Raw genomic sequence first — 21,378 nt, forward strand, 5'->3', positions numbered from 1 at the left:
CAAGTTTCGTGCCTTTATGACATTGCCCTCCATCCCCACATTCCCCACCCTTCGTCGCCTCGGCCGCCTGGCTTTCGGCGCGCTGGTGCTGGCCGGAGCCGCCTCCGGCGCCCTGGCTGAAACCGCCGACCGCACCAAGCCGATGAACATCGAGTCCGACTCGATGCGCTACGACGACCTGAAACAGACCAGCGTGTTCACCGGCAACGTGCTGGTCACGAAGGGCACGATCATCATCCGCGGTGCGCGGCTGGACGTGCGCCAGGACGCCGAGGGCTACCAGTACGGCGTGGTCACGGCGGCGCCCGGCAAGCTGGCCTATTACAAGCAGAAGCGCAACGCCGGCGACGAGTGGATCGAGGGCGAGTCGGAAGTCATCGAGTACGACAGCCGCGCCGACAACGTCAAGTTCATCCGCCGCGCCGTCATGCGCCGGCTGGTGGGCGCCACGGCCAACGACGAGAGCAGCGGTGCGCTGATCGTCTACGACCAGAGCAACGACACCTACACCGTCAACGGCTCCCTCGTGCCGCCGAACGCCGGCGTCTCGGGGGGCAGCGGTGGCCGCGTGAAGGCCATCCTCACGCCGAAGGCCGCCGCGGCCCCGGCGGCGGGCGGCTCCGCACCGGCAGCCGGCGGCAAGAAGCCCGCCGCTCCGGCACCCACCCCCGCGCCCGGCGCCGGGCTGCGCCCGAGCACCACGCTGGGCGGCAGCACCGATGGGGAAGGGCGCAAGTGATCGAAACCGCAGGAACCCAGACGACCGCCGACGGCGTCCCCGGCAGCCGCCTCGTGGCGCGCGGCCTCAAGAAGAGCTACGGCAGCCGCACGGTCGTGAAAGACGTTTCGCTCGATGTGCAGAAGGGTGAGGTCGTCGGACTGCTCGGCCCCAACGGCGCGGGCAAGACCACCTCGTTCTACATGATCGTCGGGCTGGTGCGCGCCGATGCCGGCGAGATCACCATCGACGGCGAGCCCATCGCCCACATGCCCATTCACCGCCGCGCGCGCATGGGCCTGAGCTACCTGCCGCAGGAAGCCTCGATCTTCCGCAAGCTCACGGTCGAGGAAAACGTGCGTGCCGTGCTCGAGCTGCAGCGCGAGCCCGACGCCAACGGCCGCATGGTGCCGTTGTCGAAGCAGGCCACCGAAGAGCGACTGGCCGACCTGCTGTCCGACCTGCGCGTCGATCACCTGCGCGATTCGCCCGCGCTCGCGCTGTCGGGCGGCGAGCGCCGCCGCGTCGAAATTGCACGCGCGCTGGCCACGCAACCGCGCTTCATCCTGCTGGACGAGCCCTTCGCCGGCATCGACCCGATCGCCGTGATCGAGATCCAGCGGATCATCAGTTTCCTGAAAGAGCGCGGCATCGGCGTGCTCATCACCGACCACAACGTGCGTGAAACGCTGGGCATCTGCGATCACGCGTTCATCATCAGCGACGGGCACGTGCTGGCACAAGGCACACCCTCGGAGATCGTCGACAACGCCGAGGTACGCAGGGTGTACCTGGGCGAGCACTTCCGCATGTAAGGGAGGGGCGCGTCTCCATGAAGCAAGGGCTGTCCCTTCGCGTCTCGCAGCATCTGGCGCTCACGCCGCAGCTGCAGCAGTCCATTCGCCTGCTCCAACTCTCCACGCTCGAACTGAGCCAGGAGGTGGAGCAGATGCTGGACGAGAACCCGTTCCTCGAACGCACCGCGGAAGAAGCGGCGCGCGAGGAATTCGGGCTCGATGCTGTCGACACGCCCGTGCCGCGCGACGACGGTGGTGACAGCGGCGAGGGCGATTTCGCGCCGTCCGCCCCCAGTGCCTCCACCGCTTCCAGCGAAGCGACCACGTCCACACCGGAATCCGACGGCCCCGCCGCCGAGATCACCGAGCGCGAGCCCGACTGGGAAGGCGACGGCACCGTCGAGATGGCGCCCGACGACAGCGAGTGGGGCAGCGACGCGCCCGCACGCCAGAACAACCTCGGCGATGACGAGCGCGCCGACGCCACCGAACTCGCGCGCAGCCAGGAGTCGCTGCAATCGTTCCTGCACCGCCAGGCGCTGACCCTGCGGCTCAACGAAAACGACTGCGCCGCGCTGCGCTTTTTGATCGAATCGCTCAACGACGACGGCTACCTCGAAGACTCGCTGCCCGCATTGGCCTCGGGCCTGGCGGGCGACGACAACGACCAGTTCGACGACCTCGTGCACCACTTTCAGGTGGCGCTCGGCCTGCTGCAGAGTCTGGAGCCCGTCGGTGTCGGCGCGCGCGACCTCGGCGAATGCCTGAGCATCCAGCTGAAGGCGCTCGCGAACGAAGACGAGACCGAGGCCGAAGCGCTCGTGCGCAAGACCGCCATCGCGATCTGCAAGCAGCCGATGGAGCTGCTCGCGCGGCGCGACTTCAAGCGCCTGGCCACGCTCACGCGCACGAACGAAGAGCTGGTGCGCTCGGCGCTGCAGATCATTGCGCGCCTGGAGCCCAAGCCGGGCCGCCGTTTTGTCGACGTCGAACGCAACATCGTCGTGCCCGACGTGATCGTCACCAAGACGGGCCGCGGCACCAACATCAAGTTCCGCGTCATGCTGAACCCCGAGGTCATGCCGCGCCTGCGCGTGCACGACATCTACGCCGGTGCGCTCAAGGCGCACAAGGGCGAGGGCAGCCAGGCGCTGTCGCAGCGGCTGCAGGAGGCGCGCTGGTTCATCAAGAACATCCAGCAGCGCTTCGACACCATCCTGCGCGTGAGCAACGCCATCGTCGAACGGCAGAAGAGCTACTTCGTGCACGGCGAACTCGCGATGCGCCCGCTGGTGCTGCGCGAGATCGCCGACGAGCTGGGCCTGCACGAATCGACCATCTCGCGCGTGACCACCGCCAAGTACATGTCGACGCCCTTCGGCACCGTCGAGCTCAAGTACTTCTTCGGTTCGGCGCTGGGCACCGAGACCGGCGGCAACGCGTCGAGCACAGCAGTGCGCGCGCTCATCAAGCAGTTCGTGAGCTCCGAGAGCATCAAGAAGCCGCTGTCCGACAGCCAGATTTCCGAGATGCTGAAAGAGCAGGGCATCGAGTGCGCGCGCCGCACCGTGGCCAAGTACCGCGAAGCGCTGCGCATCGCGCCCGCCAACCTGCGCAAGGCCCTGTAGAAAGCCGACGATGACCCGTCGCCTGCTGTCGCGCTGTGGGCATTGGGTTTTCGTCATCGCGGCGGCGTTGCTGTTCACCGGCTGCGCCACGCTGCCCGACGAAGCACCGCGCGCACCCACCCAGGCCATCGCCGTCTCGGCCGACACTGCGCTCGGCAAGATCGCGCTGGCCTCGCAGCCCGACCCCGACCTCAGCGGCTTTCGCCTCATGCCCGGTGGCGACTTCGCCTTCGACACGCGGCTGCAGCTCGCGCGCCGCGCGCAGCGCACGCTCGACGTGCAGTACTACCAGATCGAGAACGACGAGACCGGTCGCTACCTGCTGCGCACCCTGCGCGACGCCGCCCAGCGCGGCGTGCGCGTGCGCCTGTTGATGGACGACCTGTACACGTCCGGCGAAGACGAGCTGCTGCTCGGCCTGGCCGCCACGCCGAACGTGGAGCTGCGCCTGTTCAACCCGTTCCCGGCCGGGCGCGGCAGCCTGCTCAAGCGCTTCACCGCGTCGCTGTTCGACTTCAGCCGCGTCAATCGCCGCATGCACAACAAGCTCTTCATCGCCGACGGCGCGATGGCGGTGGCGGGCGGGCGCAACATCGGCAACCAGTACTTCCGGCGCACCTCGGGCCAGAACTTCATCGATCTCGACACCTTCGTCACGGGCGCATTGATCCCGCGCCTGGGCGTGCTGTTCGACCAGTACTGGAACAGCCCGCACGTGCGCCCGATCGGCTCCGTCGTGCGCACCGACCTGCCGCGCGAAGAACTGCAGCGCCGCTTCGACGCCGCCACCGGCCCCGACACCACACCCCCGCCGCCCAAGCCCGCGCCCAACGACCTGCTCGGCTACAGCCCGGTGGCCGACGACCTTGATGCCGGCAAGCTCGGCCTGATCTGGACCACCGCCGAGGCGTACGCCGATTCGCCCGACCGCGTGATCGGCAAGACCGCGTCGTATGGCGGCGTGCCGCTGCTCGATGTCGACAGCGTGCGCTACAACGTGGTCGAGCAGATGCGCCGCGCGCGCAGCGAGGTGACGCTGGTCTCGCCCTACCTGATCCCGGGCGCGTCGGGGCTGGAGGTGATGCGCGAGATCCGCGGGCGCAACGTGAAGATCAGCGTGGTCACCAACTCGCTCGCGGCCACCGACGAGCCGCTGGTCCACACCGCCTACCGCCGCTACCGCGCCGACATGCTCGCGCTGGGCGCCGAGCTGCACGAGCTGAGTTCCGCGCGCACGCGGCGCAGCGTGCGGCTGGGTCTGTTCGGCACGTCGGTGGGGCGGCTGCACGCCAAGTCGGCGGTGATCGACCAGCGCATCCTGTTCGTCGGCTCGATGAATTTCGATCCGCGCTCCGAGATCCACAACACCGAGATCGGCCTGTTCATCCGCAGCCCCGAGATGGCGCAGCAGACCTTGAAGCTGCTCGACGTGCTCAAGCAGCAGGGCGCCTACCGGTTGCGGTTTGCCGAAGACTCGCGACGCATCGAGTGGGTCAGCGAGGAAGGCGGCAAGACCACCGTGCTGCACGAAGAACCCGACTCGGGTTTCTGGGACCGCACCATGCTCGAGCTGCTGTCGCCGCTCACGCCCGAGAGTCTGCTGTAGCGGCTCAGGTGCCGCGCACCGCCGACCACACGAGCCGCAGGCCCAGCAGTCCCATCACGCCGCCGGCCGCGCGGTCGATCCAAGTCTTGTAGCGCAGGTAGGCCGCGCGCGGCGCGGCCGAGGACAGCGCCAGCGCGACGATCGCGTACCAGCCCGTCTCGATGCAGAAGATCACCGCCGGCACCGCGAGCGCCAGCACCAGCGGCACCTCGCGCGGCAGGAAGGCCGCGAAGATGCTCGCGTACACCACCGCCGTCTTCGGGTTGCTGACCTGCGTGGCCAGGCCGAGCAGGAAGGTGCGCCCACTGCGGCCTTGCCCGCGCGGCGAGGCGTCCGTGTCGGGCGTGATCGCGAGCGGCTGACGCGCGCCGCGCCAGATGCGAAAGCCCAGGTAGATCAGGTACGCGCCGCCGAAGGCCTTGATCGCGAGGTACAGCCCCGGCACCGCGAGGAACGCCGCCTGCAGCCCGGCCAGCGCCGCGATCGAGAACGCCAGCCCGCCGGCACCCATGCCCAGTGCGGCAGCGAGCCCGTCGCTGCGCGACGCCACGGCGGTGCGCGCCACCATCACGAAACTCGGGCCAGGGCTCATTGCGCCGACAGCCATGGCGCCGGCGATGCCGAGCAGGGAAAGGGTGGTGTCCATCATCGAGCGGCTCCTTGCGTCGTCGTCATTGCTGCACGTTCACGGCCTCGACCTGCACCAGCAGCTTCACCTTGTTCTCGAAGCCGAAGTTCAGGCCCCAGGTGATGCCCCAGTCGCTGCGCTGCACGGTGGCCTCGAAGTCGCCGCCGCAGACCTGGCGGTTGATGAGCGGGTTCAGGTAGCAGTTGAAGCGCACGGCCTTCAGCGTCACCGGCTTGGTCTGGCCCATGAGCGTGAGCGTGCCGGGCACGTCGGTCACCTTGTCGCCGCTGAAGTCGATGCGCTCGGCCACGAAGCGGCCGGTGGGGAATTCGGCCACGTTGAAGAAGTCCTTGCTCTGCACGTGGCGGTTGAGCAGATCGACGCCGGTGTTGATGGAGCTGATGTCCATCGTGATGTCGACCTTGCCGCCGGTGCCGCTGCCATCGATCTGCACCGAGCCGTCCTTGGTGCTGAAGCGTCCGCGGTTGGTGGTGGTGCCGTAGTGGCCCATCTCGTACATCACGAAGGTGTGGGTCGGGTCGATCACGTAGCTGGCGTTCTTGACCGGCCCGCCCGCGGGCTTGGCGGCCAGCGGCGGCGCGGTGTATTCCTGGGCCGTCGCGGCCAGCGGCAGGGCCGCGCCCGCGCAGAGGGCCGCGGCAAAGAAGAGCTTGTTCATGGCGGAAGAAGAGGGATGCATGGGCATGGGAAAAGGGATCGTCATCACAGCGGCCCGAGGCCCGTGAGCGTCAGCTTGAAGCGCACCTGCACCTCGTTGCCGACCACGGAGGTGTCGGTCCATTCGCCGTCGCCGACCTTGTAGTCGAGCCGCTGGATCGTCAGCGTGCCCGTGGCGACCGAATAGGCGCCGCCCGACGACGTGATGCTCACCGGCACCGTCACGGCCTTGCTGACGCCCTTGATGGTGAGCTTGCCGGCCATCTCGAAGCGGCCCTCGCCCAGCGCCTTGATGGCGCTCGAGCGGAAGCTGGCCTGCGGGAAATGCGTGGTGTCGAACCAGGTCGGCTTGGGCAGCTCGGCATCGCTCATCGGGATGCCGAAGGCGGCGCTGGCGGTGTCGATCTGCAACACGACCGAGCCGCCCTCGGGCTTCTTCGGATCGAAGGCGACCTGCGCGTCGAAGCGCTTGAAGCTGCCTTCCACCGGCACGCCCATCTGCTTGCTGACGAAGGCGATCTGGCTCTTCTCGGGCACCAGCTTCGCGGTGGCCGGCGTCGGCTCGGCCGCGGCCTGCAGCGCGAGGCTGAGGAGGGCGGCGGCGCCCCACAAAAGACGCGTCGTCATCCGGCGGATTCCTTGCGTGGCGCGGGCCACATGCGTTGCAACAGACCGTCGCGGTCGATCCAGTGGTGCTTGAGCGCCGCCGCCACATGCAGCAGCGTGACGCCGGCCAGCAGGTAGGCGCTGCGCTGGTGCAGCGGCTTGAGCACGGCCTCGGCGAAGTCCTTGTCGACCGCCACCAGGTCGGGCAGCGGCAGCAGGCCGAACCACACGACCGGCACGCCCATGCCCGAGCTGTAGGCCCAGCCGAACAGCGGGACCGCGAAGAACAGCAGGTACATCAGCAGGTGGCTGATGCGGTGGGCAGCCCGCTGCCAGGTCGGCATGGCCGCCAGCACCCGCGCCGACAGCGGCGGCGGGCGGTGCGTGAGGCGCCACAGCAGCCGCAGCGCCGACAACAGGAGGATGGTGATGCCGGCCCACTTGTGCCAGCTGTAGAGCTTCAGACGCTGCGGCGAGAAGGGCAGGCCCGTCATGTAGAGCCCGACACCGAGCGAGCCGACGATCATCGCCGCGAGCAGCCAGTGCAGGGCCATCGCGACCCGCCCGTAGCGGGGCTCGCGCAGGGCGGCGGCGCCAACGGAAGGAGCGGGAAGGGGTTCGACGGGCATCGGGGCAGGGGCGGCGGCGGCCTGTGCGCGGAGCATAGCTCGGAAGCGATGACACCGCAGCGGGGCGGGCCCCGTGCCGCGCGCTACGACGACGGCGCTTGTTGCTGCTGGGCCCGCAGCAGCACGCGCCGCAGGTCGTCCGGTTGCACCGGCTTGCGCAGCGCATGCCAGCCGCGCGAGGCGGCCAGCTGCTGCGTGGCTTCGGTGATGTCGGCCGAGATCAGCGCGATCGTCAGCGTGGGCTTGCGCTGCGCCAGCCGCTCGGCCAGCGCGATGCCGTTGAACGCGCCGGGCAGGCGGATGTCGCACAGCGCGACGTCGAGCGCGTCCAGGTCGGCCAGCGCGAGCGCTTCGGCGGCGCTGGCGTAGACGCGCGGCGCCACCTGCCAGTGCCGCAGCAGCGCCGAGAGGCTGTCGGCCACGACGATGTTGTCTTCGACCACCAGCACGGCGAGGCCGGGGCGCAGCACGGCGTTCGCGTCGAGGTCGTCCATCGCCACCGAGGGCGCAGGCGCCGGCACCGCCGCCGCACCGGGCCGGGCCGCCAGCAGCTCGAAGCTGAAGACCGAGCCCTTGCCCGGCGCCGAGCGCAGCGCGACCTCGATGCCGAGCTGCCCCGCCAGCCGCCGCACGATCGCCAGCCCCAGGCCGTGGCCGTGCTGCAGGTTGCGTTCCACGTTGCCGACCTGCTCGAAGTCGTCGAACACGCGCGCTTGCGATTCGGCCGCGATGCCGATGCCGCTGTCGCGCACCTCGACGCGCCAGGCGCGACCGGTGTCTGCGGCGGGCCGGCGGCGCGCGCGCACCGCCAGCAGCACGCGCCCGCGCGGCGTGAACTTGAGGGCGTTGTCCAGCAGGTTGGAGAGCACGCGGCGCAGCGCCACGGCGTCGGTCCAGGCGATGGCGTCGGCAGGGCAGCGCACCGCGATGCGGCCGGCACCGGCCTGGCGCGCCAGCTCCTGCAGCAGCGGCGCGAGCGCCACGGCCGCCGGTCGCAGCGGATCGACCGCAGCCTCGATGCGGCCGATTTCGAGCAGCTGGTTGGTCAGGGCCTCGAGCGCCTGCTGCGCGCGCGAGAGCGAGGCCACCGTGTGTTGCACCGCCGCGCTGTCGGTGCCGTGCTGCAGCTGCTGGCGCAGCACCTCGGCCTGCAACCCGATGGCCATCACCGGCTGACGCAGGTCGTGGTTGGCCGCCGAGAAGAAGCGCAGCCGCTCGGCCTGCGCCTGCTCGGAGGCGCGCAGGCCGGCCAGCGCCTGTTCGCGCAGCGTGCGCTCGTTCAGGCGCAAGCCGATGTTTTCCTCGAGCTGGCGCGAATGGTCGGCCACCAGCTTCCACATCATTGCGGTCAGGCCGATGCCGATCAGCGCGACGGCCATCATCACCGGCGCCCCGAGCCACAGGCCCGTGACGATCACCGGCGCCAGCAGCAGCGTGATGGCCAGCTGCGTGGCCGGCGTGTAGAACGACACCGAGAACGCCGACGACAGCGTCATGCCCATGAGGATCAGGCCCAGCAGCAGTTGCAGCTCGGGGCGCTCGGGGTTGAACAGCAGCACGCCCGCCAGGCCGTGCGCCAGCTCCCAGATGGCCGTGCGCAGCGTGTGCTGGCGCTGTGCCTCGCGCAAGTTGGCTGGGGTGAAGGGCTCGGGCAGGCGCTGCGGAAAGAAGCCGCGCATCACCGTCACACCGGTCACGAGCGTCAGCCACACCAGCGCGCGCATGGGCGAGAACTGCCAGGCAAAAAGCGCCGCCACGCCGCAGTTGAGCAGGTACTGCACCAGCAGCACCGGCCCGAGCGGGCGGATCGACAAGCGCAGCACTTCGCACTGGATCGCGAAGCGGTGGTCGCCGTCGCGGGCGTCTGCCGGGGGGGCCGCGGAGGCGGGGGTGGGCGTCATGGGCAAATCGACTATATAGAGAAGCCCCGCGACGCGGCGACAATGGGAGCCCTTAGCGGGCTTCCCGATGGCCGACTTTCCGTGAACGATCTCTCATTTTTCCTGCCTTGCGCCGCCGGCGTCGAGGAATACCTTGCCCAGGAGGTGCATGGCCTGACCGGCCGCAGCGGGCAAGATCTGCTCACGCTGCGTGGCGGCGTGCGCGTGCGCGCCGACTGGCGCGACGGCCTCAAGCTCAACCTGCACAGCCGGCTCGCGCAGCGCGTGCTGGTCGAACTGGCCCATGGGCCGTACCGCAACGAGAACGACCTGTACACCATCGCCAACGCGGTGGCCTGGGAGATCTGGTTCACGCCCAAGCAGACCTTCAAGATCGAAACGACGGCCCAGCACAGCCCGCTGCAGAGCCTGAACTTCGCCACCCTGCGCATCAAGGACGCCGTGGCCGATCGCTTCCGCGCCAAGGCGAACGGCGTGCGCCCGAGCATCGAGACCCAGTGGCCCGACTGCCGCATCTTTGCGCACCTGACCACCGACAGCTGCACGCTGTACATCGACACCTCGGGCGAGCCGCTGTTCAAGCGCGGCTGGCGCCAGGACAAGGGCGACGCCCCGCTGAAGGAAACCCTGGCCGCCGCCATGCTGGCCGCCAGCGGCTGGTGGAACCCCGAGACCGGCGAGGTCGCCCAGGCCCCGCTGTACGACCCCTGCTGCGGCAGCGGCACCATCGCCATCGAGGCCGCGCAGATCGCCAGCGGCATCGCGGCGGGCTCGCTGCGGCGCTTCGGCTTCGAGAAGCTGCTGCCGTTCCAGCCGCACGTCTGGGCGGCGATCCAGAAGGAAGCCGCCAACGCGCAGCATGCGAGCGACATCGCCGTCTTCGGCTCCGACGTGTCGCACCGCATGGTCGACTTTGCCGAGCGCAACGCCGAACGCGCGGGCGTGGCCGGCGCCATCGAGTTCCGCGGCGGCGATGCCTTGCAACGCATGCCGCCGGCCGACGGCGGTGTGATCATGCTCAACCCGCCGTACGGCGAGCGCATCGAAGTCGGCGGCGTCGCCCGCTTCGGCGCCCGCGAGGCGGCCCAGACGCCGGGTGATGGTGAAGGCGGCGATGGCGGCGACTTCTTTCCGCAGCTCGCCACCCACTGGAAGAAGAACTATCCGGGCTGGACCGCCTGGGTGCTCACGCCCGACCTGAAGCTGCCCAAGCAGATGCGCCTGAAAGAGTCGCGCCGCGTGCCGATGTGGAACGGCCCTATCGAGTGCAGGCTGTTCCGCTTCGACATGGTCCGGGGCTCGAACCGGGCTGCGCCGCAAGACGCGCCCACCTGAACCCAGGGCCTGTTCACGCTATTTCTGGCGACGCCAGAAATAGCGTGAACAGGCCCTACCCCTGCAGCTTCAGGCCGGCGATCCCCAGGAAGATCAGCCCGATGCACACCAGCCGCAGCGGCGCGGCGCTTTCCTGGAAAAAGAAGATGCCGATCAGCGTGACGCCGATGGCGCCGATGCCGGTCCAGATCGCGTAGGCCGTCCCGACCGGCAGCGTCTTCATCGCGGCGGTGAGCAGCACGATGCTCGCCAGCGCGGCGCCCAGGCCCAGCGCGCCGGCGCCGGGGCGCTCCCAGCCCGCCGCGGCCTTCAGCGCGAGGGCCATCACGATCTCCACCAATCCGGCGGCAAGCAGCAGCAACCAGGCCATGGGGGTTCGACCTCCGTGTCATGTGAATGCGGGGCGGGCGAATCGCGGCCCCCTGCGGACGACTGTAGGATCGGCACGTTTGCAAAGCCATTCGCAAGAATCGCATCCGGGGTATGCACAAATGCAGGACACAGACTGGGACGACTTTCGCGTGTTCCTGGCCGTGGGCCAGGCCGGATCGCTCTCCGGCGCCGCGCGCCAGCTGGGCGTCAACCACTCCACCGTGCTGCGGCGCCTGGGCGCGCTCGAGGCGCGCATGGCGGTGCGCCTGTTCGACCGCCTGCCCGCCGGCTACGCGATGACGCTGGCCGGCGAGGCGCTGCGCGAGCGCCTGCAGGGCGTGGGCGAGCAGATCGACGCGGCGCAGCGTCACCTCATGGGGCTCGACCTGCGGCTGACCGGCGTCATCCGCATCACCAGCACCGACACCTTCATGAGCGGGCTGCTCGGGCCGATCCTCGCGGACTTTCGCGCGCTGCATCCGGGCATCGAGCTGCAGATGGTGATGAACAACCTCTTCCTGAGCCTCACCAAGCGCGAAGCCGATGTGGCGATCCGCCCGACCAATGCCCCGCCGGACCACCTGGTCGGGCGCCGGGCGGGGCGGCTGCAGACGGCGGTGTACGCGTCGAAGGCCTACCTCGCGAAGCACCCGGCGAAGACCTCATTTGCTGCGCACGACTGGGTCGCGCCCGACGAAGGCCTGTCGCACCTGATGCAGGCGAAATGGCTGCGCGAGCAGGTGCCGCCCGCACGGATCGCGGCGCGTGTCGACAGCCTCGTCGGCATGACGCAGCTCGTGAAGCGCGGCATGGGCCTGGGCATGCTCCTGTGCATGCTGGCCGATGCGGAAGACGAGCTCGTGCAGGTCGAACCACCGAGGGAGGCGCTCGACACCCAGGTCTGGGTGCTGACGCATCCCGACCTGAAGGAGGTCGCGCGGATCAAGGCCTTCACCGACTTTGCTTACACGCGGCTCGTCGCGGACGCGAAGGTGCTGGCGATGCCTTCAGGGCGCTAGAAGCCCGGGCGCCGCATGGTGCAACATCGGCGGTAGAGATAGACAGACAGTTTTCACGCGACCCATGACCTTGCCAGCTCCCGACCTTGTCGTCATCGACACCAACATCGCCCTCGACCTGCTGGTCTTCGAAGACCCCGCCTGGGCGCCGCTGGTCGACGACCTCGCGCGCGGCGCACTGCGCTGGCTGGCCACGCCCGCGATGCGCAGCGAACTGGAACGCGTGCTGGGCTACCCGCTGATCGCCCGGCGCATGGCGCAGCGCGAACTGACGATCCCCGTCGTGCTCGCCGATTTCGATGCGCGCGTGCAGCTGGTGACCGAGGTGCCGGCGCGTGCGCCCTGCGTGTGCAGCGATCCGGACGACCAGGTGTTCATCGATTTGTCCGTGGCGCATGGAGCACAGCTGTACAGCAAGGACAAGGCGGTGCTGTCGATGAAGAAGCGGCTGGCGCTGCAGGGCGTGGCGGTGCGGGCGGCGCTGGCATAGGCCACGCCGATCTGTCTCAGGCCTTGTTCACCTCGTACCACTGGCCCAGCAACCGCGCGACGGCCCGCACGCGCTGCGTATCCCGCCCCCACCGCCGGCTGGCCGGCAGCTTCTGCGCCCACTTCATGCGCCGCGCGGCATTCGCGATGCGCTCGCGCACTTCCTCGTTCACGCCGCTCAGTGCCGCATGCCAGTGCTGCCCCGCGGCCTGCGGTGCGGCGGCCTCGAGCATCATGGCCGTGGAGTGCAGGTAGCTCAGCCAGTCGCGGGCCTGGCATTCGGCCAGGGTCATGACCTCGGAAGGGTCGTCTTCGAAATCGATATACCCGATCACGCCGTCGGGGCATTGCACGAGGTTGCGGTCGAAAGCCTGGCTCAGGTGCTGGCCGCACAGGTGCACGGCGGCGATGGCGGCCAGGCCTTCGCGCCACACGGCGAGCAGGGCGGCGGGGCCGGCGGCGGCGGCCTGGTCGATGCGCTCCTGCAGCACCACGGTGGCACGGCCGCTGGCGCCGAGGTCGGAAATCAACAGGCCATCGGCCTGCTGCGCCAGCACCACGGGCACGCGCAAACCTGCGGCGGCCAGTTGCTTCAGGCGGCGGGCCTCCGTGGCGATGGCGGCCTCGCCGCCCGGGTTGGGCACGGGCTTGATCACGTCGAGGCCGGCGAGCCGCGCGGCCAGCGCCATCACGCGGTAGCCCCATTTGCCGTGGCGCGGGCCGGCCTTCTTGAGCCAGACGCGCTCGCTGCCGAAACGGTGGCTGGCCACGTTCTTGGCCTGCTTGGGCAGCGTGACGCGCAGGAACTCGGCGTAGTCGCCGGGCGCCGAGGGGCCCGAGCCCGGGGCGTCGTCGAGCGGCGCGGGCGCCGATGCGGTGCCCCGTTGGCTGTACAGGCGCGTCGCGGCGCCTCCTCGTCTCAGTGGATTCATGCGGCCATGGCGAAGCCCGGCGCCAGCAGCCCGTGCGGGCCCTGCGTCAGGGGCTGGAAACTCTGTGCACTGGCCAGCGGCCAGTAGGTGCGGAACACGGTGTGCTGGTTGTCGAGCGGCCCGAGCAGCGCGCCGGGCTGCACCTGCATCACCAGGTTGCTCAACAGGCGCACCTCGGTGTCGGAGATGCGGCGCACGATGTGGTGCGCGGTGATCTGCTGCGGATGGTCCAGGCCCGCGGCCTGCACCAGCTCCTGCAGCGCATGCAGCGTGCTGCGGTGAAAGTTGCGCACGCGGTCGGCCTTGGTCGGCACCACCAGCGCCTGCTGGCGCACCGGGTCTTGGGTGGTCACGCCGGTGGGGCAGTGGCCGGTGTGGCAGCTCTGGGCCTGGATGCAGCCCAGCGCCATCATGAAACCGCGCGCCGCGTTGCACCAGTCGGCGCCCAGCGCCATCATGCGGGCCACGTCGAAGGCGGTGATCACCTTGGCGGCGCAGCCGATCTTGATGCGGTGGCGCAGGTTCACGCCGATGAGCGTGTTGTGCACCAGCAGCAGGCCTTCCTGCAAGGGCGCGCCCACGTGGTCGCTGAACTCGACCGGCGCCGCGCCCGTGCCGCCCTCGGCGCCGTCGACCACGATGAAGTCGGGCGTGATGCCCGTGGCCTGCATCGCCTTGACGATGCCGAACCATTCCCATGGGTGGCCCAGGCAGAACTTGAAGCCGGTTGGCTTGCCGCCCGAGAGCTCGCGCAGCTTGGCGATGAAATGCATCATCTCGGTCGGCGTGGAGAACGCGCTGTGCGACGCGGGCGAGATGCAGTCCACGCCCACCGGCACGCCGCGTGCGGCTGCGATCTCGGCCGTGACCTTGGGCGCAGGCAGCACGCCGCCGTGGCCCGGCTTGGCGCCCTGGCTCAGCTTGATTTCGATCATCTTCACCTGCGGGTCGCGCGCATTGGCGGTGAAGCGCTCGGCGTTGAACGTGCCGTCGTCGTTGCGGCAGCCGAAGTAGCCCGAGCCGATTTCCCAGATCAGGTCGCCGCCGTGCACGCGGTGGTGCTGCGAGATCGAGCCCTCGCCGGTGTCGTGCGCAAAGCCGCCCATCTTCGCGCCCTGGTTGAGCGCGAGGATGGCGTTGGCCGACAGCGCACCGAAGCTCATGGCCGAGATATTGAACACGCTCGCGCTGTAAGGCTGCGTACAGACCTGCGCCAGGTTCGCATCGGCCGACTGCGGCGTGCCGCCGATCACGATGCGGAAGTCGTGGTTCGCCAGCTTCGTGGGCTGCATCGAGTGGTTGATCCACTCGTAGCCCGCGGCCGACACGTTCAGCTGGGTGCCGAAGGGCCGGTTGTCGGGCTCGCCCTTGGCGCGCTGGTACACCAGCGAGCGCTGGGCGCGCGAGAACGGCGCGGCCTCGGCATCGCTCTCGATGAAGTACTGGCGGATCTCGGGGCGGATGAATTCGAGCAGAAAGCGCAGGTGCCCGATGACCGGGTAGTTGCGCAAAATGGCGTGGCGCGGCTGGCGCAGGTCGTGCACGCCGGTGCCCGTGAGCACCGCGAAAACCGCCACCCCGGCCCAGGCGAGCCACAGGTGCGGCGAGGCCAGAACCAGGGCCAGGCAGGCGACCAGACCGAGCACACACAGGGCGAACGCGCTGTAGCGTGCGGGAAACGGAATAATCGTGGGCATAGTCATCAGATGTCGGCAGGAGCCTGCTGCATCATAGAGGGCTGCTCCCAACCTGCCATGACGCTTGCCATGACGACCACTCCAGATACCCCCGATACCCCTGACACCGCCCCGGCCACCCCTTCACAACCCCTGGGCCCCGACGACTTCGACGCCCTCGACACCGCGCTCGACGCCATGCGCGAGCACGACGAGGAAATTCCCCAGTGGGAGTTCTGCGAAGGCTTCATGGCCGCGCTGATCTGCACGCGCCGCCCCATCGACCCCACCGAATACTGGCCCGTGCTGCTGGGCGACAACTTCGTGCCGGCCCAGCACATGGAGTTCGTCTGGAACTGGAAGCGCCGCTGGCGCGAGATCGAGGAAGGCCTCGACGCTCCGGTCGAATCGCTCGAAGACGAGCGCAGCTGGCAGCCCGAGGTGCTCGACACGCGCGGCGCCATTGCTTCGCTGCCCGAGGAAGAGCGTGCCGAAATGGCCGGCGAAGAAATTCCCTCGTTCGCCCAGGTCTGGGCGCTCGGCTTCATGTACGCGGTCGAAAACTGGCCCGAAGACTGGGCCGCGCCGCGCGACAAGGAAGCTGCGCAGATGCTCGACGACGCGCTCGACAACCTCGTCGCGCTGACCGAGGACGACACCGCCAAGCCCACGCTGTCGATGTACGACGAGAACGGCCCGCCGAGCGTGAGCCAGCAGCGCCTGGACGACTTCGGCGCCGCGATCTGGGGGGTGTACGACCTGCGCCAGCTCTGGAAGAGCCTGGGCCCGAAGGTCGAGACGATCCGCAAGGAAGCCGAACCCGGCCGGAACGACCCGTGCCCTTGCGGCAGCGGGAAAAAGTACAAGAAGTGCCACGGGGCATGAGCGCATCTCCGTTCGCGGTAGTCCCGGCATGAGTGCCGTCGCGCCGGCGCAGCGCCCTGCCGCGCAACCCCTGACGCCGCAGGCCGCCTGGGTCATGGTCCTCGCGCTCTGCGCAGGTGTCGCGCTCAGCCAGGCGTTCCGCACCGTCGGCGCCATCATGGCCAGCCCGCTGCAATCGGACTTTCATCTCTCCGCCCAAGCCCTCGGGATCTTCTCGGGGGCTTTTCACTTTGCGTTCGGCGCGATGCAGCTCTTCATGGGCATCGGCATCGATCTGCACGGCGTGCGCCGCACCGTGCTCGTGGCCTTTCCGGTCGCGATCGCGGGTGCACTGCTGTCGGCAATGTCGTCGAGCTACCTCGTGCTGGTGGCCGGGCAGGCACTCATCGGCATCGGCTGCGCGCCGGCCTTCCTGGTGTGCACGGTGTTCATCGCGCGGCACTTTCCGGCGGCGCGTTTCGCCACCGTGTCAGGCATGGTGCTGGCCATCGGCGGCCTGGGCATGCTGGCCACGGGCACGCCGCTCGCGTGGCTGGTGCAGGCGTACTCGTGGCGCGCGGGCTTCCTGGTGCTTGCCCTGGCTTCTGCATTGGCCTGGCTCGCGATCTGGCGCTGGGTGCACGAGCCTGCGTCGGCCGTGCCGCAGCAGAAAGAGTCGATCCCCGCTGCCGTGCGCCAGTTCGGCGCGCTGTTCGCCATGCCGCACACGCTCGGCATCATGGTGCTCGGCGCGGTGACGTATGCGGCCTTCATCTCGCTGCGCGGGCTGTGGCTCGGCCCGCTGATGATGGAACGCCACGGCTACTCGCTGGTGCAAAGCGGCAACGTCGCACTCGGGGTGTCGGTGATCTCGCTGTTCGGCGCACCGCTGTTCGGCCGCTTCGACCGCGACGGCACCGCGCGCCGCCGCTGGATCGTGGCCTGCGGCCTGTTCTACGCCGGGCTGTTCGCGCTCATCGCCGTGGTGCATTCCGCATGGCTCGACATCGCGGGCATGGTGCTCATCGGCGTGCTCTCGGGTTTCATCGTCTGGCAGTACGCCGACGTGCGCGTGGCCTACCCGGCCGCGCTCACGGGCCGTGCGATGGCCGTCTTCACCATGGCGATGTTCCTGGGCGTCGCGTTCATGCAATGGGGCACGGGCGTGGCCGCATCGGTGGCCGCGGCGCATGGCGGCGATCCGCTGACCGCCGTGCTGGCGGTCATTGCCGCGCTGCTGGTGATCGGCATCGCGGCCTTCGCGTGGCTGCCCGCGCCGAAGGTCAACGCAGGCAGCGGTCCTTGACTCGGACTCTGCAGTTGAGCCAGCATGCACGTAGCAGGCTAGGGGCGAGGTGGGGATTCAAACCAAGATGCACCTTCAACCGCTTCAATTGAAACGCCGTCCGTTCGCTCACGCCTAGCTGCACCTGTTATCGGGTTGTAAAGAACGATGGATGAAGACGTCGCAAGCACAACGAGCCCTTCGGCTATCGTCTTCCCCTCTTTCGTAAGTGCCACGCAATCGACAGAGCGAAGTGTCTTCTGAGGTATCGGCTTTGGCTTCTGGCGAGCTTCACGTGTGGCAAATGGGACGCAAGTTTCAGCGCCAATGATCCACTCCTTGATGTGAGCTTTGCCAAGGCCGTACCCAATCGAAGGCAGAGCCGCCAAGAGGACGGGAGCAGAAAAAATTGCGGCCCATACCAGCCATAGCACCGCAAAACCCAAAAAAGTTCCAATCGTCGGCCAAATGAAGGATTGAAAGAACTGTTTCCAGGAGTCTCCCCGAGTCGGTGTTCTGAGCCATGTTTGATCTCGGCGCAATATCGTGAATTTCTTGACTGGCCATCGCCAATCACGAACCGAAAGCAGAAGAAGAGCCCAGACGCCAAACAAGAAGACGGCCAGCATCCAAATTTTCGAGGCGACTTTTAAAAAGCCGTCTACGCTCCATACGGCTGTTGTCCCTGTGTTGACTATCGCCATGATTGCCACACTCGAGAGATCGAGGAGTTCGAAAGCGGACGTGAAGACAGTCGCATGAGGTATTCCGAATTCGGCTTCAACCGCGAGTGAAATGCCGTAACCCAGAGACGCCAGAATGATGGCCAGCAGCGATGCCACAGACAGAATGGAGCCTAGGCCAATCCAAGCCGTCTTGCGATTCGATGTGGCCGCTTCAGTGTTTGGAGCGACGGTCGACTCTTCTTTTTGATTTGATATCTGCGTCACTCGGTGACCTCTCCATTCTTTAGTTGTTTTTAGGTCTCGCAAGCGAACGTAGCGAACCGCAGAAGTCAAAGATTCAAGCCGTCGAGAGCTGCAGAACTACTGTCCTTTTCTTGATCGACTTCAGGTCGGGTGAGCGTTCGTCGCGAGAGTTTTTTCTCCCGACAAGCCTGACCGTCAGATCTTGAAGGCGCGTTGAATGTCCGGCCGCACCAGGTCGGCGTACTCGCGGTGCTTGCGGATGTAGCCCGCGATGAACTGGCACACCGGAATCACATGCCGCCCGTTGGCGCGCGCCTCGTCGAGCACGTGCCTCGCAATGCCCGAGCCCACGCCCTTGCCTTCATGCTCGGGCAGCACCTCGGTGTGCGTGAACAGGATGGCGTCGGTCAGCAGGTTGTACTCGGCATAGGCCGCGAGCTTGCCGTCGAGTGCGGCCTCGTAGCGGTGCTGCGCTTCGTTGTTGGTGAAGGTGAGTGCGGTCGAAGAAGTGGTCATGAGGGTTGGCGTGCAAGAAAAGTAGCGAGGTTGGCGGCGGCCGTGGCGCGCACCTTGTTGCGCAGCATCGGCGTCCAGCCCAGCAGCAGGCCCGGCGTGCCCAGCGCCTGGCGCGACCAGGTCCAGAACGGAAAGCGGTCGCGGTGCGTGGCGATCAGGCCGTCGGGCGTGAAGGTGAAGCGCGCGTCGATGCTGTTGTCGACCAGGCGGCCGGTGGCGCTGAAGCGGTAGTGGGCGTCCCAGTGCGCGCTGCCCGTGCGGCCGTCGGCCTGCACGTCGCGCCAGCTCAGGCGCCACACGTCGGCGCCCTTGGCCTTGGTGGCTTCGCACAGCATGCGCCACATGCCGCCGATCTCGCGCTGGCCGCGCAACGAAAACGCCTCGTCGTCGAACACCGCGTCGGGCGCGTAGCAGGCGGCCATGGTGGCGGCGTCGAGTTGCGAGAACGCGCTGTAGAAGCGCTCGATGGTCGGGGCATGGGAGGCTGCGGTCATGGGGCCTCGCGGTGGTGGTGTCGGATCATCGCCGGGATGCGGCGCGCAAGGAAGCGCATGGGTGATTCGGGGCGTCCCGCATTAACATGCGCCCCGATGCCGGTCCTCGAAGGGCTGGCGCCCTGGCGGGGTCAAAAAATAGAACCACAGTCGCTCCGCCCGTCGCACGCAACCCAAGGGGACGCATCCATGGCCGAGGTGATCAACGACTGGCAGTTCGTCGAGGCCGTCATGGCCGCCCGCACGCTCGAGGAGGTCGCGCAGGTCAACCGCCGCGCGATGCGGGCGATGGGTTTCAACCACGGCGCCTACGTGCTCAAGCGCCCGGTGCCCGCGCCCCGTGCCGACACCCCTGCGCAGGACGCGCTGCTGTTCTTCCACGACCTGCCCGCCGATTGGGCCCGCAGCCGCTACGAGTCGCTGCGCAGCAGCGCCGGCGAACAGGCCGACGCCCGCGTGCAGCATGTGCGCGCCGGCATGCCGGCCACCGCGTGGAGCTGGCTCGGGCAGGTGAGCCACACGCGTGCCGACATCGGGCAGCGCGCCCGCGGCCTGCTGCGCAGCGCCGGCGAGCACGGGCTGAAGGCGGGGCTGACCGTGCCGCTGTGGACGCCCGGCATCGACTGGGCCTTCATGACCCTCACCACCGACGCGACCGCCGACCTGCGCGAACTGCGTGCAACCCTGGCGCCGATGAACTACTTCGCCTCCTGCCTGCATTCGACCGTGCGCCGGCTGCAGGGCGACGCGAAGGTGCCGGTGCTGAGCGCGCGCCAGCGCGAGGTGCTGCACTGGGTGGCCGTGGGCAAGTCGACCTGGGAAATCTCCGAGATCCTGCACATCAGCGAGCGCACCGTGTACTTCCACCTCGTGGGCGCCGCCCGCAAGCTCGACACGCAGGGCCGCACCGCCACCTGCGCGCGGGCGCTGGCGCTGGGCCTGCTCGTCCCTTGAACTGATCCCTGAACCGACCCATCCCTGTCGGAAACGACAGGGGGCCACGTGGCGCCGCGCAGGGCGGTGCTGCAATCGGCCACGGGCAGGCCGTGTGTCACCCGCCCGATGCTTTCAACCAATCGAGCCCATGAGAGAACGCAGAGATTTCGTGCGCCTGCTGGGAGGCGGCATCGCGGTGGCGGCGGGCGCGGCGGCCCTGGCCACCTGGTGGCTCCACGCCGACGTGCCGGCCGCCGCCTTCGAGATCTGGAACGGCCCCGGCGACGAGCCCGATGTGCGCAAGCGTGCCGTCGCCTATGCCGTCACCGCGCCCACGGCCTACAACGGCCAGCCCTGGCTCGTCGACCTGCGCGAGCCCGAGGCCATCGTGCTGTACACCGACCGCGAACGCGTGCAGCCCGCCACCGACCCCTTCGGCCGCCAGCTCATGATCGGCCACGGCGCGTTCATCGAGCTGCTGGTGATGGCGCTGGCCCAGCAGGGCGTGCAGGTGCGCGTGCAGCTGTGGCCGCAGGGCGAGCTGGCGGGCGCGCCGCAGCAGTGGCCGCACCTGCCGGTGGCGCGCCTCACGCTGTCGCGCGGCGGCACGCCCGATCCGCTGTTCGCGCAGGTGCTGCGGCGGCGCACGCCCAAGCAGCGCTTCGACACCGGCCGCATGGTGTCGGCCGACATGCTGCAGGGGCTCACCGCGGCCGTGGCTTCGGCCTCGGGCGGGCGCGTGCAATCCGCCGGCACCGTCGACATGGCCCGCGTGCTGCCGCTGCGCAAGCTGTGCGCGGCGGCGGCGCGCGTGGAGCTGGTCACGCCCCACACCGCGCGCGAGAACCTGCGCATGCTGCGCATCGGGCCGCAGGAAATCCTGGCGCACCGCGACGGCTTCTCGCTCAATGACCCGGCGCTGCGCATGGCGGTTGCGCTGGGGCGTTTCGACCGCGAGGCGCCGGCCGCCGAAGACAGCCTGTCGTTCCGGCAGACGCTGCAGATGTTCGAGGACCAGGCCCACACCGCGATGGGCTTCGTCTGGATCAGCACCGGCGGCAACAGTCACAGCGAGCAGATCGCCGCGGGCCGCGCCTACGTGCGCCAGCAGCTGCGCGCCACCGACCTGGGCCTGGGCATGCAGCCCATGAGCCAGCCGCTCGAAGAGTTTGCGGAGATGGCGCCGCACTACGCGGCGGTGCACGACATGCTGATCGGCGCCGCGCCGTCGCGTCATGCGCGCAGCCCGACCGTGCAGATGATGTGCCGCCTGGGCTTTCCGACAGCGCCGGTGCCGCCCGCGCCGCGTCGGCCGGTCGGCGATTTCATGCAGGCCTGAA

At 68.7% G+C, this 21,378-nt stretch carries 22 protein-coding genes; 11 read left to right on the forward strand and 11 right to left on the reverse strand.

Annotation, left to right across the window (positions count from 1 at the left end; genetic code table 11):
* Positions 1–16 precede the first annotated feature (16 nt).
* Genes lptA through IG196_RS01350 form a run of 4 tightly spaced genes read left to right on the forward strand, consistent with a single transcriptional unit; the run spans position 17 to position 4,749 of the window.
* Positions 17–739 (forward strand): lipopolysaccharide transport periplasmic protein LptA, encoded by a 723-nt coding sequence (gene lptA / locus IG196_RS01335; RefSeq protein ID WP_192194670.1) that lies wholly within the window; start codon positions 17–19, stop codon positions 737–739.
* Positions 736–1,533: an LPS export ABC transporter ATP-binding protein gene (gene lptB, locus IG196_RS01340; RefSeq protein ID WP_101488358.1), complete on the forward strand. Its 798-nt coding sequence runs from the start codon at positions 736–738 to the stop codon at positions 1,531–1,533. The genes lptA and lptB overlap by 4 nt, the downstream gene beginning before the upstream one ends.
* Positions 1,534–1,550: 17 nt before the next feature.
* The gene (gene rpoN, locus IG196_RS01345; protein ID WP_192194671.1) at positions 1,551–3,143 is read left to right on the forward strand and encodes an RNA polymerase factor sigma-54; all 1,593 of its coding nucleotides are present in this window, start codon (positions 1,551–1,553) and stop codon (positions 3,141–3,143) included.
* Positions 3,144–3,153: 10 nt separating this feature from the next.
* Positions 3,154–4,749 carry a phospholipase D family protein gene (locus tag IG196_RS01350; protein WP_192194672.1) on the forward strand — a complete coding sequence of 532 codons (1,596 nt, stop codon included), beginning with the start codon at positions 3,154–3,156 and terminating at the stop codon, positions 4,747–4,749.
* 4 nt (positions 4,750–4,753) lie between these two features.
* On the opposite strand, the gene IG196_RS01355 is transcribed toward IG196_RS01350, so the two are convergent.
* The 5 genes from IG196_RS01355 to IG196_RS01375 form a co-directional block, all read right to left on the reverse strand.
* Positions 4,754–5,398: a LysE family translocator gene (locus IG196_RS01355; protein ID WP_153280969.1), complete on the reverse strand. Its 645-nt coding sequence runs from the start codon at positions 5,396–5,398 to the stop codon at positions 4,754–4,756.
* Positions 5,399–5,420: 22 nt separating this feature from the next.
* Complete coding sequence (locus tag IG196_RS01360; RefSeq protein ID WP_192196885.1) at positions 5,421–6,056, reverse strand: YceI family protein; 636 nt, start codon at positions 6,054–6,056, stop codon at positions 5,421–5,423.
* A 44-nt stretch (positions 6,057–6,100) separates the two neighbouring features.
* Complete coding sequence (locus IG196_RS01365) at positions 6,101–6,682, reverse strand: YceI family protein (protein WP_192194673.1); 582 nt, start codon at positions 6,680–6,682, stop codon at positions 6,101–6,103.
* Positions 6,679–7,290, reverse strand: a complete 612-nt coding sequence (locus tag IG196_RS01370) for a cytochrome b (protein WP_225616885.1) — start codon at positions 7,288–7,290, stop codon at positions 6,679–6,681. The genes IG196_RS01365 and IG196_RS01370 overlap by 4 nt, the downstream gene beginning before the upstream one ends.
* 83 nt (positions 7,291–7,373) lie before the next feature.
* Entirely contained in the window at positions 7,374–9,191 is a 1,818-nt protein-coding gene (locus IG196_RS01375; protein ID WP_192194675.1) for a hybrid sensor histidine kinase/response regulator, read from the reverse strand.
* A gap of 81 nt (positions 9,192–9,272) precedes the next feature.
* Between IG196_RS01375 and IG196_RS01380 the strand changes: the two genes are divergently transcribed.
* The gene (locus tag IG196_RS01380) at positions 9,273–10,526 is read left to right on the forward strand and encodes a THUMP domain-containing class I SAM-dependent RNA methyltransferase (RefSeq protein WP_192194676.1); all 1,254 of its coding nucleotides are present in this window, start codon (positions 9,273–9,275) and stop codon (positions 10,524–10,526) included.
* Between the two features lie 55 nt (positions 10,527–10,581).
* On the opposite strand, the gene IG196_RS01385 is transcribed toward IG196_RS01380, so the two are convergent.
* Positions 10,582–10,896: a DMT family transporter gene (locus IG196_RS01385; RefSeq protein WP_192194677.1), complete on the reverse strand. Its 315-nt coding sequence runs from the start codon at positions 10,894–10,896 to the stop codon at positions 10,582–10,584.
* Between the two features lie 121 nt (positions 10,897–11,017).
* Between IG196_RS01385 and IG196_RS01390 the strand changes: the two genes are divergently transcribed.
* Both IG196_RS01390 and IG196_RS01395 read left to right on the forward strand, forming a co-directional pair.
* A complete protein-coding gene (locus tag IG196_RS01390; protein WP_192194678.1) occupies positions 11,018–11,917 on the forward strand; it encodes a LysR family transcriptional regulator in 900 nt (299 codons plus the stop codon).
* Between the two features lie 64 nt (positions 11,918–11,981).
* Positions 11,982–12,407 carry a putative toxin-antitoxin system toxin component, PIN family gene (locus IG196_RS01395; protein ID WP_192194679.1) on the forward strand — a complete coding sequence of 142 codons (426 nt, stop codon included), beginning with the start codon at positions 11,982–11,984 and terminating at the stop codon, positions 12,405–12,407.
* 16 nt (positions 12,408–12,423) lie between these two features.
* On the opposite strand, the gene IG196_RS01400 is transcribed toward IG196_RS01395, so the two are convergent.
* Positions 12,424–13,338 (reverse strand): hypothetical protein, encoded by a 915-nt coding sequence (locus tag IG196_RS01400; protein WP_192194680.1) that lies wholly within the window; start codon positions 13,336–13,338, stop codon positions 12,424–12,426.
* The gene (locus tag IG196_RS01405; protein ID WP_192194681.1) at positions 13,335–15,035 is read right to left on the reverse strand and encodes an FMN-binding glutamate synthase family protein; all 1,701 of its coding nucleotides are present in this window, start codon (positions 15,033–15,035) and stop codon (positions 13,335–13,337) included. The genes IG196_RS01400 and IG196_RS01405 overlap by 4 nt, the downstream gene beginning before the upstream one ends.
* A 69-nt stretch (positions 15,036–15,104) precedes the next feature.
* Here IG196_RS01405 and IG196_RS01410 point away from each other — a divergent pair, with 69 nt between their 5' ends.
* Positions 15,105–15,899, forward strand: coding sequence for a YecA family protein (locus IG196_RS01410; RefSeq protein WP_192194682.1), 795 nt, complete (start codon positions 15,105–15,107; stop codon positions 15,897–15,899).
* Positions 15,900–15,993: 94 nt separating this feature from the next.
* Positions 15,994–17,184 carry an MFS transporter gene (locus IG196_RS01415; RefSeq protein ID WP_192196886.1) on the forward strand — a complete coding sequence of 397 codons (1,191 nt, stop codon included), beginning with the start codon at positions 15,994–15,996 and terminating at the stop codon, positions 17,182–17,184.
* Positions 17,185–17,222: 38 nt separating this feature from the next.
* Here IG196_RS01415 and IG196_RS01420 read toward each other — a convergent pair whose 3' ends face one another.
* From IG196_RS01420 to IG196_RS01430, 3 genes are all read right to left on the reverse strand, one after another.
* The gene (locus tag IG196_RS01420) at positions 17,223–18,113 is read right to left on the reverse strand and encodes a hypothetical protein (RefSeq protein ID WP_192194683.1); all 891 of its coding nucleotides are present in this window, start codon (positions 18,111–18,113) and stop codon (positions 17,223–17,225) included.
* 174 nt (positions 18,114–18,287) lie between these two features.
* On the reverse strand, positions 18,288–18,608 hold the full coding sequence (locus tag IG196_RS01425) for a GNAT family N-acetyltransferase (RefSeq protein WP_192194684.1): 321 nt from the start codon (positions 18,606–18,608) through the stop codon (positions 18,288–18,290).
* Positions 18,605–19,102: a nuclear transport factor 2 family protein gene (locus IG196_RS01430; RefSeq protein WP_192194685.1), complete on the reverse strand. Its 498-nt coding sequence runs from the start codon at positions 19,100–19,102 to the stop codon at positions 18,605–18,607. Before IG196_RS01430 ends, IG196_RS01425 begins: the two co-directional genes overlap by 4 nt.
* A 189-nt stretch (positions 19,103–19,291) precedes the next feature.
* Here IG196_RS01430 and IG196_RS01435 point away from each other — a divergent pair, with 189 nt between their 5' ends.
* On the forward strand, positions 19,292–20,056 hold the full coding sequence (locus IG196_RS01435; RefSeq protein ID WP_192194686.1) for a helix-turn-helix transcriptional regulator: 765 nt from the start codon (positions 19,292–19,294) through the stop codon (positions 20,054–20,056).
* 130 nt (positions 20,057–20,186) lie between these two features.
* Positions 20,187–21,377, forward strand: coding sequence for an Acg family FMN-binding oxidoreductase (locus IG196_RS01440; RefSeq protein ID WP_192194687.1), 1,191 nt, complete (start codon positions 20,187–20,189; stop codon positions 21,375–21,377).
* The last annotated feature ends 1 nt before the right edge of the window (position 21,378 follow it).

Origin of the sequence: Variovorax sp. 38R (assembly GCF_014843395.1) — a bacterium.
GTDB lineage: Bacteria > Pseudomonadota > Gammaproteobacteria > Burkholderiales > Burkholderiaceae_C > Variovorax > Variovorax paradoxus_H.